The organism is Bacillus cereus group sp. MG9, from assembly GCF_040459995.1.
Lineage (GTDB): Bacteria > Bacillota > Bacilli > Bacillales > Bacillaceae_G > Bacillus_A > Bacillus_A mycoides.
In genome coordinates this window covers 4,966,979-4,980,039 of sequence record NZ_JARVHC010000001.1, presented here as the reverse complement: position 1 = coordinate 4,980,039, position 13,061 = coordinate 4,966,979, and the positions used below count along the sequence as shown (strand labels likewise).

Here is a 13,061-nt window from a genome sequence, read left to right as displayed (position 1 = left end):
AAAATATAATGAAAAATTTACAAAGTAAAACAACATTGCGTAACGGTGTGGAAATGCCTTGGTTCGGTTTAGGTGTATTTAAAGTAGAAGATGGACCGGAACTTGTAGAGGCTGTGAAAGTAGCCATTAAAGAAGGATACCGTAGCATTGATACAGCTGCGATTTATGGAAATGAAAAAGCAGTTGGAGAAGGCATTCGCGCTGGTATAAAAGAAGCAGGAATTTCTCGAGAAGATTTATTCATTACTTCAAAAGTGTGGAACGCAGATCAAGGATATGAAACGACACTTGCTGCATACGAAGAGAGCTTAAAAAAATTAGAACTAGATTATTTAGATTTATATCTTGTCCATTGGCCTGTTGAAGGGAAATATAAAGATTCGTGGAGAGCGTTAGAAACACTTTATAAAGAAGAACGCGTGCGTGCAATTGGCGTAAGTAACTTCCAAATCCATCATCTGAAAGACGTACTGGAAGGTGCGGAAATTAAGCCGATGATTAACCAAGTAGAGTATCACCCGCGTTTAACGCAGAAAGAACTACAAGCTTTCTGTAAAGAACAAGGAATCCAAATGGAAGCATGGTCACCACTTATGCAAGGGCAATTATTAGATAATGAAACTTTACAAGAAGTTGCTGATAAGTACGGTAAAACAACAGCGCAAATCATTTTACGTTGGGATCTTCAAAATGAAGTTGTAACGATTCCGAAATCAACGAAAGAACAGCGTATTATTGCGAATGCTAATATATTCGACTTCGAATTAACAAAAGAAGATATGGAAAAGATTGATGCTTTAAATCAGAACCACCGCGTTGGTCCAGATCCTGATAACTTTGATTTCTAATAGAGGTAAGTTCAAAGGGTGCAAAAAAGTTTGCACTCTTTTTTGTTTTGTCTATGCATAAAAAACTTTTCTAGCTAAATAATACATAGTAGTAAATTTGTTATTTTATAAGGGGTTGTAGACATGAATATAAAACGATCGTTCAAGCTAATGGCCGCTTTTTTGAGTGTTTTATTTGTATTTGCGAACTTATTATTCCCACTTCAAAAGGCATCCGCAGAGGTTATGGATCACACGAAGTATCAAATGGATTGGAGTTATAGTAAGTCAAAGAAAAAACCAATTCGAACAGAGCTTATTAAAACAGCAGATGGCAAAATTGCTTTTTGCTTAAATGTAGATTTGAAATCTCCGAGCGGCCAAGACTTACCTGAAATGGGTAAAGTAGATATTAACGTATATCGTGTACTATTAAACGGGTATCCACAGAAGAGCCCACAAGAATTAGGTGTTTCCGATTGGAGAGAGGCACATTACGCAACGCAGCTTGCGGTGTGGAATGCGTTAAAACAAATTGATATTAACGATTTAGATTTCCGTAATAAAAATGTAGAAAAAGTAACGAAAGCTATAGTTGAAAAAGCCAATGCTAGTGAAGATTTACAAGAAATTACGATGAGTGTAATACCGTCAGAAGAACAAGAAGCCGTATTAAAAGATGAGTTTTTTGAAACTGGTTTATATACAGTGCAAACAAATGCAAAAAGCGGAACGTATAAAGTACAAGCAACAGGTGCACCAGAAGGCGCGAAGTTCGTAAATGAAAAAGGCGAGGGAAAAACAGAATTTAATGTAGGAGAAAAGTTCCGCATTTTAATTCCGAAACAAACACCATCGGGTGGATTTAGCTTTAAAGTATCAGGGAATTTAACGAAACTACAAGGAATTGCACATAAAGGAACACCGACAATTCAAAATGCAGTTGTATTATTAGAGCGTAGTGAAGAGAAAACAAGTCCAGAGTTGGCGGTAAGTTGGAAAAAAGCAAATGGTCATGATAATAAACCAAATAAACCCTATACACCAAATGAACCACATAAACCGAATCAAATTAAAAGATAGTGGAAAAAGCATTGGCGTTTGCCAGTGCTTTTTTGCATGCTTTGGATTTCTTACATCGCCAGCATTAATGTTTTGATCTGTACGGTATAATGAAAACAAGAAATTAGAAAGAGAGATAAAAAATGAAACTTCGTATTTGTGAAATAACGAAAGAAAATCGGCATGAAATTGCTAACTTAAAAGTAACAGAAGAACAGCATAAATTTATTGAAAGTACAGTTGGAAATTGTTTAGTTGATGCTGAAACAAAATATAAAGAAGATGCAGTTTCAGTAGGTCTATATGATGCTGATATACCTATTGGATATGCAATGTATGGCTGGTTTGAGGAAGAAGAAAAGGCTGTATATTTAAATCAATTTGTCATCGATAGTGCATGCCAAGGAAAAGGGTATGCAAAACCATTATTGTGTTTGTTAATGGAGCATTTTAAAACAGAATATAATTGCAAAGTTATGTATTTAAGCATACATCCAGAAAACAAACTCGCGCAAAAATTATATGAATCAATTGGGTTCCATTTAACCGGTGAAATTGAGGATGAGTGGTTACACGGAAAAGGATTTATTTTGAAATAGCATTAAACGTTTAAAATAAAAACATTACGATTTTTGGATTTTACTCATAAAATTGTGATATTAATCTAATTGAAAAGGCTATCTAACGAGAAAGAAATCATGTACAATTCATTTTGGAAAAACTGTCCATAGATGGATGCCTATGAATGAATTGTAAAAAACGATATTTTTATACACATTTTTCATGTATAGACAACAATACTTGATAAAACCATCTCTCATCATTATTTTGACATGAAAAAGAGAACTCATCACGAAATATAGAGAAAGGTGAGGAGGAACTTTTGCTTTAAAAAATTTGTCACATAAGAAAGAGGATACATTTAAAGTGAACGATGGTAAGAGGTGTAGGGGCGCGAGGTTGAGTTGTATATATTAAATGATTGTATAAAGATAATTTGATTTTACAGTAAATAAATATATCTATGATGGTTTGCATTACAAAAAGAATAGGGGACACAGATTATGTCGAAGAAAAAGAAGAGTAGGGTATTAGTAGCTGGTATATGCATATCTACATTATTATCACCAGTAGCTTTCGAAGCATCAAAAGGATATGCGGCACCTTTGGAAGAGAATAAAGGTGGGAATTTAGAAGAGAATAAATTTGAGCAGAGGGCGTTTCAGTTGCCGGGTAAAGGTAGCGTAGATGAAGAAAATGAACGTTTAAGAGTTACTTGGAAACTTTCTGCTAATGAGCCGACTGGAATTTATGCAGCGCCAAATGAAGAGATTACAATTGACATAAAAGGAACGCAGTCTATTCAAGCTTTCATAGGAACGAGATCTTATGATGAAAAGGATCCAGAAGAGTTTGATTTAAAACCAGGGAAAAACGTTATTTCATCTCCAAGAGGCGGTATTTTATATTTTTACAATATGAATAGCGAAGGTAATGTAACAGCTACAGTTACGAATGGTGGTAGCCACTTCCCTTTGTTTATTTTAGGTAAACATACGAAAAAAGATTGGGATGAAATGTTAAAAAAATATAAGGATCCTTATGCAGTTGAATTAAAAGGTGAGAGAAGCTTAATTACTACTACTTATGATTCTGTGCAGAAATATACGAAGAATACGGATCCAACAGAGCTAATGAAATTACACGATAAGATTATTCGTTTGGAAAACGCAGTGGCAGGATTATCTGAGGACGGTGTTGGGGTTGCGAAATCTCCAACTCATTATGTTCAGTTTGTTGAAAAACGGAAGCCTGCTGAAGGGAACTTTATGTTTGCGACAAATTATCATACAGGATATATCCCGACGGCAATGAATAGAGTTTTAGATTTAGAAGTACTTGAAAAGGATGGCTGGGGACCATGGCATGAAGTTGGACATTTACATCAGCAAGAACCTTGGAAGTGGTCTAAAGTAAGAGAAGTCACAGTAAATATTTACTCATTAGCTGTTCAAAAGGCATTAGGGAATCAATTAGAAATGGATGAGCACTATAAAGAATCATTTGAGTATTTAGAGAGACCTAAAGCAGAAAGGGTCATTGATGAAATCAATCCTCTTACAATGTTTTGGCAATTAAATGTAGTGTATGGAGAACATTTTTATCCTAGGTTACATCAAGCTTATCGTTTGTTGCCTCAGAGTGAAATGCCTAATTCTGATGAAGAGAAAAAGCAACTATTTATTTATATGACATCAAAAGTGGCTGGGCAAAATTTAATTCCTTTCTTTGAGGAATGGGGATTAACGCCAAATGATGATACTAGAGAGAAGATAGAAAAATTAAATTTACCTAAATTAGAAAAAGAAATATGGAAAGCTACTGATAGTAATGATATTCGTGAGAAGCAAGTTGAACCGTATAAGGTTCCGTATGGTGAACCTGCTAATGAGGTACAAAACCTTTTAGTTGGTACGGATTCTGATGAAAACGAGGCGAGTAAACTCGTTCAAAATTTAGGTGAGAATGTAAAAGTAACAGGTAAGATCATATGGCCTAAATTAGAGAATGGAAAACAGGAAGTGTTAGTAGAAATTGAGGATGAGAAAGGAAATAAAAATTCAATTCCTGTCCAAGTTAATGGAGTTTATGGTGACAGTATAATTTTTCAAGGACTTTCAAATGAAGTAATGTCCACAGTGATGCTTCGTCACAATGAAAAAAAATTAAATGTAAACTTTACTAATAATAAAATACATTACCGTTTTGAAAAAGAAGAATATATGGGCTTAACGCTATATGATCGAAATGGGATTGAAAAGAAAAGTGTATCAGCAGAAGGGCAAGAAAATGGAAAACGATTTGCGCTTGAACTAAATGGATTGGATTTTGAATATGGTGATGTAGTAAAAGTATTCCATGCAGAACCAAGCCGTTTGAAGTGGTACCAAAATAACGCACTTGTAGATCAAGGAAATGCTAAAAATAAAAAAGAAAAATTATTCCAAATCACTCCGCAAGGGTTCGAATTTAAAGATGGTTTACAAGAAGTAACAGCAGTACCGCAAAAAGTAGTAATCGGAACAGATGCTGAAAAGTTAGAAGCGAAAAACTTCGTACAAGTAAAAGATGGGGAAGTGAGTGGTTTTGCAGAAAAACCAAACACATCAAAAATCGGTGAACAAAAAGTAAAAGTAGAAACAAAAGATCGATTTGGAAATAAGCAAGTGACGGAAGTTCCTCTAACAGTAACATATGGAGATAGCTTACTTGTATATGGATTAAGCTATGGTGCTGACGATATGAAATCAATTATAACGTTACATCATGATACGAAAAAACTGAGTGCAACAGATACAAAGAATCTGATTCATGATTACTTTAAAGATGAGAAGTATTTTGAATTCACACTGTACGATAAAGAGGGAACAGAGAAGAAAAATATAGCGGTAAAAGGTTTGGAGAATACGAAAGCTTTTGCCAAGGAAGTAAATGGACTTGCATTTGAGTATGGAGATGTGGTGAAAGTATACCATGCAGAATCTTCTCGTTTACATTGGTACCAAAAAGATTTATATGTGGGAGAAGGAAACAGTAAAGAGATAAAGGAATTAGTCTTCAAAATTACTGAAAATGGATTTGAAAGGTTAGACGGTGAGCAAACAGTAAAAGCAAATCCACAAAAAGTAGTAATTGGAACAGATGTAGAAAAGTTAGAAGCGAAAAACTTTGTTGAAGTAAAAGATGGAGAAGTAGTTGGATTTGTAGAGAAACCAAATACATCAAAAATCGGTGAGCAAAAAGTAAAAGTAGAAACAAAAGATCATTTTGGAAATAAGCAAGTGACGGAAGTACCGTTAGAAATAATTTACGAAGATAGCATTATGTTCTTTGGTACAAGCTATGGCGGAACAAATATTAAATCGGTTGTTACATTAAATCATGAAGAAAAGAAATTTAGTACGACAAATTCAGAAGGTCCAATGCATACTTCATTTGCAGATGAGAAGTATATGGAAATGACTGTATACGATAAAGATGGAAAAGAGAAGAAAGCAGTATCTGTAAAAGCGTCTGAAAATACGAAAGCATTCGCAGAGCAATTTAATGGAATGTCATTCGAATATGGCGATATGGTAAAAGTGTATCAAAAAGAGTTTGATAGATTTAAAGTGTATAAAAAGAATGAATTCGTGGATGCACAGTATGGCGTTCATGAAGTGTTCTTTAAAGTTACGGAGCAAGGTTTCGAAAGAATGGAAGCTCAGCAAGAAATAAAGGCAGTACCACAAAAAATAGTAATCGGAACAGATGATGCAAAATTAAATGCAAAAGATTTTGTTCAAGCGAAAGATGGAGAAGTGATTGGTTTTGTAGAGAAACCAAATACAACGAAAATCGGAGAACAAAAAGTAAAGGTAGAAACGAAAGATCGTTTCGGGAATAAGAAAGTAACGGAAGTATCACTAGAAGTAACGTATGGGGATAGCTTGGTATTTAAAGGGCTAAATTATAGTACTGATATTAAATCGATTGTAACATTGCAACATGATCAGAAAAAATTCAGTACGACAGCTGATCCGAATCCGGTGCACCATTATTTTAAAGAAGAAACGTACTTTGAATTTACATTATTAGATCAAAAAGGAATAGAGAAGAAGAAAGCGACTGTAAAAGGTGTTGAAAACACGAAAGAGTTTGCAAAAGCGATTAACGGCTTAGAATTTGAATACGGTGACGTTGTAAAAGTGTATCATGCAGAATCGGATCGATTTAATTGGTATCAAAATAATAACTTTACTGGTCAAGGTAAGGCGAAAGTAGAAAAAGAATTATTCTTTAAAGTAACAGAAAAAGGTTTTGAAAGAATAGAAGCTCTACAAGAAGTAAAGGCAGTACAGCAAAAAGTAGTAATCGGAACAGATGCTGAAAAGTTAGAAGTGAAAAACTTTGTTGAAGTAAAAGACGGAGAAGTAATTGGATTTGTAGAGAAACCAGACACAATGAAACTCGGTGAGCAAAAAGTAAAAGTAGAGACGAAAGATCGTTTTGGGAATAAGACAATAACAGAAGTACCGATTGAAGTGACGTATGGAGATAGCCTGGTGTATCAAGGTGTGTCCAATGTTACACGTTCTATTGTTACGTTAAATCATGACGAAAAGAAATTACATGCAACATTTACGAATGATGTGATTCATTATCGTTTTGTGAATGAACAGTATTTAGGTTTTACGATTTATGATCAAAATGGAAATGAGAAAAAGCATATATCAGCAGACGGTCAAGAAACCTCAAAGAATTTTGCAGAACAAGTAAATGGTACTCCATTTGAGTATGGGGATGTTGTAAAAGTGTATCATGCAGAACCAAGTCGTCTGAAATGGTATAAAAAGAATGAGTTAGCAGAACAAGTAGCTTCAGCAGAAGTTGTATTTAAAATCACTCAAAGTGGATTAGAACTAGTAAAGGGAACATTGTAATAAAAAATGCGCGTAGATATTGGATCTACGCGCATTTTTTTCTATTACTCAGCTTCAGAAACTACTGTGAAGCGTTCGTTTACGTGTTTTGGATTTTCGATTTCATCAAGTGCTGCAACTGCGAAGTCTTCGTAACTTACGTAGCTATCACCTTTTGAGTTAACAAGAAGGTTGTCTTTTCCAGCTGTATAAGAGCCTGTGCGTTTTCCTAATGCAAATAGTGCAGAAGGGCTGATGAATGTCCAGGTAATATCGTTTGTTTGTTGCAGAATTTCTAAGTTTTTACCTTGGTTTTGAGCTGTTGCAAGGTATTCATTTGGGAATCCTGGTGTATCAAATACACGTGTTGTTTTCTCTTCGTCTACAAATAAGCTACCAGCGCCGCCAACAACAAGTAATTTTGTATTAGGTGCACCTTTCATAGCTTCGATAAGTACGTTTCCTGCATCTACGTGAAGGTGTTCTTGTCCGGCTGGAGCACCGAATGCATTTACAACTACATCAAATGCTTGTAGGTCATTAGATGTAAGAGCGAATACATCTTTCTCTAAAACTTTTATATTTTCTTCTGTAATTTTTGCAGCGCTTCTTACGATTGCAGTTACTTCATGTCCGCGATCTAATGCTTCTTTTAAAATACGACTTCCTGCTTTACCAGTTGCTCCGATGATTCCGATTTTCATAATAAATCCCTCCAAAGTGTTTTGTTAAAATGTATATCTGAAAGTAAATAAATGTATTGTAATTAGGTTTGTTACAACCTGCTGTAACTATTATAGTTACAGGTTGGTATTTTTGTCAATGGTGTTGTTTGTAGATTTATTTTTTGTTTTAGTATGTACATTTAAAGGGAGGAGAGTCATAAAAAGATTGTTACGTTATAAACCACTAACATTTGGAAAAGTGTAAATTGTCGAAAAATGTTGATTTTTAAATATTTTTTAAATATAATTCGTTTTATGAAGAAAAAAGGAGGGGGTAATTGTATGAATATTTTAGAGCAATTCGTTTCATCAACGAATACAATTCTTTGGTCGTATATTCTTATTGCAATGTTGATTGGTTTAGGTCTTTATTTTTCTATTAAATTGAAATTCGTACAAATCACTCATTTAGGGGAAATGGTTCGACTAATGAGTGATGGATTAACTGGAAAGACGCGTAAAAAAGGTAGTGTATCTTCTTTCCAAGCGTTTTGTATGAGTTCAGCAGCTCGTATTGGTATTGGGAACTTAGCTGGGGTAGCGTTAGCTATTTCAATGGGAGGACCTGGAGCGGTATTTTGGATGTGGGTGATTGCGATTATCGGTGCGTCTTCGAGCTTCGTAGAGAGTACGCTTGCGCAAATTTATAAAGTAAAAGATGGCAGTGGCTTCCGTGGTGGTCCTGCTTATTATATGGAAAAAGGTTTAAATAAACGTTGGATGGGAATTTGGTTCTCTATTCTAATTACAATTACTTACGGATTAATTTTCAACTCCGTACAAGCAAATACAGTTACATTAGCATTTAAAAATGCTTTTGGTATTGAGCGTTACGTTGTTGGGATTGTGTTAGCGGTATTAGTCGCGGTTATTATTTTTGGTGGTGTAAAAAGTATTGCGCGTATGTCTGAAATGATCGTTCCGCCAATGGCGCTTATTTATATTGCAGTAGCAATTTTCGTCGTTATTAAAAATTATTATTTAATACCGGATATGTTTACAGAAATCTTTAAAGGGGCATTTGGTTTAGATTCAGCTGTAGGTGGCGGTATCGGTGCTGCAATGAAGTTTGGTATTCAGCGCGGATTATTTGCGAATGAAGCAGGTATGGGTAGTGCGCCAAACGCGGCTGCAACAGCTGATGTAACGCATCCAGCTAAACAAGGATTTATTCAAACAATCGGTGTTTTAGTAGATACGTTCTTAGTATGTACATCAACAGCGTTTATCGTACTATGTTCTGGTGCATATAAAGCAACAAATTTAGAAGGTATTGAATTAACGCAAAATGCATTAAGTTCACAAATTGGCCCATGGGCAAGTAGCTTCTTAGCGATTATCATTTTCTTATTTGCTTTCAGTTCACTTCTAGGAAACTACTATTATGGTGAAACGAATATTGAGTTTATTAAGCAAAGTAAAACTTGGTTAACGATTTACCGTATTGCGGTAGTGGGAATGGTATTATTCGGTTCTATTGCGACGCTTCAAGTTGTATGGAATATGGCAGACTTATTTATGGGTCTAATGGTAATCACAAACTTAATTGCGATTACACTTCTTGGCCGATTTGCGTATGCTGCGTTGGCGGACTATGTGAAACAAAAGAAACAAGGAAAAGATCCGGTATTCAGTGCAGATTCTATTCCTGGTTTAACGAACACAGAGTGTTGGGATAAGCCGGCGGTAACAGATAAAGAAAAAGCAGTATAATAAAAAGGCGAGCATCGAGATGAATTCGATGCTCGTTTTTTTGTTGTAATTAATGATATTAAGGCTAAAAGATGATTAATATAATTTTTATAAAAAATACGGATGTTATAATTGTTAACATTTTCATGTTATAAAACCTTACATTTCTTGTCGAAAATTCTTGATTGTTAAAAGTTTTTAGAATATAATCTTCTTAGTGTTATGAAGAGGGGGAACGCAATGATGGATTTTTTAACTAGTGTTATTGGGGATATAAATAATGTTCTTTGGTCATATATTATTATTGCAATGCTAATTGGACTTGGGCTTTATTTTTCTTTCCGAGTAAAGTTTGTTCAAATACGTTACTTTGGAGAAATGATTCGTTTACTTGGGGATGGAGCGAGTTCAAAAACAAGAAAAGCGCAAAAAGAAAAAAGTGGTGTATCATCATTCCAGGCTTTTTGTATGAGTACAGCTTCTCGTGTAGGTACTGGTAACTTAGCTGGTGTAGCTATCGCAATCTCAGCAGGTGGACCAGGAGCGGTATTTTGGATGTGGTTAATCGCGGTAATTGGGGGTGCTTCTGCATTTGTAGAGAGCACATTAGCGCAAATTTATAAAGTAAAAGATGGGAATGCGTTCCGTGGTGGTCCAGCGTATTATATGGAAAAGGGTTTAAAGAAACGCTGGCTAGGAGTTGTCTTCTCTGTTCTAATAACAGTTAGTTTCGGATTAATTTTCAACGCCGTGCAGTCAAACACAGTAGCGGCGGCTTTTGATGGAGCATTTAACACAGATGGTAAGTTTGTAGGTCTGTTTATGGCTGGTTTACTTGCAATCATTATCTTCGGCGGAGTAAAACGTATTGCACGTGCGGTTGAAATGATTGTTCCAGTAATGGCAATTATATATGTAGCAGTGGCATTATTCGTTGTTGTAACAAACATTACGGCAATTCCATATGTATTTAAAGAAATTTTCTTACATGCTTTCGGAATTAAAGAAGTAGTGGGCGGGGGATTAGGAGCTGCGATTTTACTAGGGGTAAAACGTGGATTATTCTCAAATGAAGCAGGTATGGGGAGTGCGCCGAACGCAGCTGCGACTGCAAACGTAACGCACCCAGTTAAACAAGGTTTCATTCAAACTTTAGGGGTATTTACAGATACATTATTAATTTGTAGTTGTACAGCATTTATCATTCTATTATCAGATGTGCCTGGAGCGGCTGATTTAAACGGAATTCAATTAACGCAACAAGCATTAAGTCAACATATCGGACCGTGGGCTTCTATATTTGTAGCAGTTGCAATCTTCTTGTTTGCATTTAGTTCATTAGTAGGTAACTACTACTATGGTGAAACAAATATTGAGTTTTTAAATGGAAGTAAAGTTTTACTAAATGTTTATCGAATCGCGGTACTTGGTATGGTTATGTTAGGTTCTGTAGCAACAATTCAAATTGTTTGGGACTTAGCAGATTTATTCATGGGTATCATGGCTATTATTAACTTAGTGGCGATTGTATTCCTTTCTAAGTATGCTTTCGCGGCATTATCAGATTACGTAAAACAAAAGAAACAAGGAAAAGATCCAGTCTTTTATGCGGAGTCTATTCCTGGTTTAAACAGTACAGAGTGCTGGGACAAGCCAGCAGTAGCAGATAAAGAAAAAGCTGTATAATAAAAAGGAACGAGCATCAGAGAAATTTGATGCTCGTTTTTTTTATGGTGATAAACTAAAGGGAGAGGGAAAATACGAACATTAATGAGTGTTTTATAATAAAATGTATTTTTTTAAGAAAAGTGCGGATGTGAGTTATAATTTGTGTTAGAATGGAAAATGGCTTTGAGACAAGAGATTTTATGGTTTTTCATATCCAATTAAAGGTTTTGGAGGAGAAATGGAAAGTTCGGATTATTCCTTGTTTTGAGTAGTCAGACGTTCAACGTTAATGAAGAGTTAAATGGAGGATTTTATTAATGAAGTTTGTTATGTTTCTTGTAGGACTACTAGTTGTATTCGTACTCGGCTTTCTTATAAGTTCTGATCGTAAGAAGATCAAGTATAAACCAATCGCAATTATGCTTGTTATTCAGCTAGCGTTAACGTATTTCTTATTAAATACGCCAATTGGTTATATTTTAGTAAAAGGAATTTCAGATGGATTTGGAGCGCTTCTTGGATACGCGGAATCTGGAATCGTTTTCGTATTTGGTGGCCTTGTTAATAAAGGGGAGGTTTCATTCTTCTTAACAGCTTTATTACCAATCGTATTCTTTGCAGTGTTAATCGGAATTCTGCAACACTTTAAAATTTTACCGATATTTATTCGTGCTATTGGTACTATGCTAAGTAAAGTAAATGGTTTAGGAAAATTAGAATCATATAATGCAGTAGCGGCCGCAATTGTTGGGCAAGCAGAAGTATTTATTACAGTAAAAGATCAATTAAGTAAAATCCCAAAACATCGTTTATATACACTATGTGCATCTTCCATGTCGACAGTATCGATGTCGATCGTTGGTTCTTATATGAAAATGATTGAACCAAAATATGTAGTAACAGCACTTGTATTAAATTTATTTAGTGGTTTCATTATCATTCATATTATTAACCCGTACGATATTACAGAAGAAGAAGATACACTGAAGTTAGAAAATAAGAAAAAACAGTCATTCTTTGAAATGTTAAGCGAATATATTATGCTTGGTTTCACGATTGCGATTACGGTAGCAGCAATGTTACTTGGTTTCGTAGCATTAATTACAGCAATCAATAGCTTGTTTGATTCAGTGTTCGGTATTACATTCCAAGCTATTTTAGGATATATTTTCTCTCCATTAGCATTCGTAATGGGTATCCCGCAAGCAGAAATGGTAACAGCGGGACAAATTATGGCAACAAAATTAGTATCAAACGAGTTTGTTGCGATGCTTGATCTAGGAAAAGTAGCTGGTGATTTATCAGCTCGTACAGTCGGTATTCTTTCTGTATTCCTTGTATCATTCGCGAACTTCTCATCTATCGGAATTATTGCAGGTGCAACGAAAGGGATCGATGAAAATCAATCAAACGTTGTTTCATCATTCGGATTACGACTTGTATACGGTGCGACATTAGTAAGTCTTTTATCGGCGATTATCGTTGGTGTTATGTTATAAAAAAGATGGTCCTAGCTCATAGCTAGGGCTGTTTTTTTATGGTAAATTTACATGAAAAAACCAATTATTTAGGAATATATTAACATATAAAAATATTTTAAAATTTATATTGCATTTCGATTAGTT

8 protein-coding genes are annotated in these 13,061 nt (G+C 35.0%); 7 read left to right on the top strand and 1 reads right to left on the bottom strand.

Annotated features, from left to right (window positions below; translation table 11 throughout):
• The first annotated feature begins 8 nt into the window (after window positions 1-8).
• The 4 genes from QCI77_RS25735 to QCI77_RS25720 all read left to right on the top strand — a co-directional run bounded on the left by QCI77_RS25735 (window position 9) and on the right by QCI77_RS25720 (window position 7,372).
• Window positions 9-848: an aldo/keto reductase gene (locus tag QCI77_RS25735; protein WP_113769689.1), complete on the top strand. Its 840-nt coding sequence runs from the start codon at window positions 9-11 to the stop codon at window positions 846-848.
• A 123-nt stretch (window positions 849-971) separates the two neighbouring features.
• Window positions 972-1,910 (top strand): thioester domain-containing protein, encoded by a 939-nt coding sequence (locus tag QCI77_RS25730; protein ID WP_353825629.1) that lies wholly within the window; start codon window positions 972-974, stop codon window positions 1,908-1,910.
• A 122-nt stretch (window positions 1,911-2,032) separates the two neighbouring features.
• Complete coding sequence (locus tag QCI77_RS25725; RefSeq protein ID WP_353825628.1) at window positions 2,033-2,488, top strand: GNAT family N-acetyltransferase; 456 nt, start codon at window positions 2,033-2,035, stop codon at window positions 2,486-2,488.
• Window positions 2,489-2,953: 465 nt separating this feature from the next.
• Entirely contained in the window at window positions 2,954-7,372 is a 4,419-nt protein-coding gene (locus QCI77_RS25720) for a putative mucin/carbohydrate-binding domain-containing protein (RefSeq protein ID WP_353825627.1), read from the top strand.
• 44 nt (window positions 7,373-7,416) lie between these two features.
• Here the strand turns inward: QCI77_RS25720 and QCI77_RS25715 are convergent, their stop codons facing one another.
• Window positions 7,417-8,055, bottom strand: a complete 639-nt coding sequence (locus tag QCI77_RS25715; protein WP_113769691.1) for an NAD(P)-dependent oxidoreductase — start codon at window positions 8,053-8,055, stop codon at window positions 7,417-7,419.
• Between the two features lie 303 nt (window positions 8,056-8,358).
• Here QCI77_RS25715 and QCI77_RS25710 point away from each other — a divergent pair, with 303 nt between their 5' ends.
• From QCI77_RS25710 to QCI77_RS25700, 3 genes are all read left to right on the top strand, one after another.
• The gene (locus tag QCI77_RS25710) at window positions 8,359-9,789 is read left to right on the top strand and encodes an alanine/glycine:cation symporter family protein (RefSeq protein WP_002192327.1); all 1,431 of its coding nucleotides are present in this window, start codon (window positions 8,359-8,361) and stop codon (window positions 9,787-9,789) included.
• Between the two features lie 222 nt (window positions 9,790-10,011).
• Entirely contained in the window at window positions 10,012-11,454 is a 1,443-nt protein-coding gene (locus tag QCI77_RS25705) for an alanine/glycine:cation symporter family protein (protein ID WP_113769693.1), read from the top strand.
• Window positions 11,455-11,753: 299 nt separating this feature from the next.
• Window positions 11,754-12,935, top strand: coding sequence for a NupC/NupG family nucleoside CNT transporter (locus QCI77_RS25700; RefSeq protein WP_002089478.1), 1,182 nt, complete (start codon window positions 11,754-11,756; stop codon window positions 12,933-12,935).
• Window positions 12,936-13,061 lie beyond the last annotated feature (126 nt).

Coding starts and splice junctions, on each gene's coding strand:
- QCI77_RS25730 (WP_353825629.1), top strand. CDS start 972: ATGAATATAAAACGATCGTTCAAGCTAATGGCCGCTTTTTTGAGTGTT.
- QCI77_RS25705 (WP_113769693.1), top strand. CDS start 10,012: ATGGATTTTTTAACTAGTGTTATTGGGGATATAAATAATGTTCTTTGG.
- QCI77_RS25710 (WP_002192327.1), top strand. CDS start 8,359: ATGAATATTTTAGAGCAATTCGTTTCATCAACGAATACAATTCTTTGG.
- QCI77_RS25700 (WP_002089478.1), top strand. CDS start 11,754: ATGAAGTTTGTTATGTTTCTTGTAGGACTACTAGTTGTATTCGTACTC.
- QCI77_RS25725 (WP_353825628.1), top strand. CDS start 2,033: ATGAAACTTCGTATTTGTGAAATAACGAAAGAAAATCGGCATGAAATT.
- QCI77_RS25735 (WP_113769689.1), top strand. CDS start 9: ATGAAAAATTTACAAAGTAAAACAACATTGCGTAACGGTGTGGAAATG.
- QCI77_RS25715 (WP_113769691.1), bottom strand. CDS start 8,055: ATGAAAATCGGAATCATCGGAGCAACTGGTAAAGCAGGAAGTCGTATT.
- QCI77_RS25720 (WP_353825627.1), top strand. CDS start 2,954: ATGTCGAAGAAAAAGAAGAGTAGGGTATTAGTAGCTGGTATATGCATA.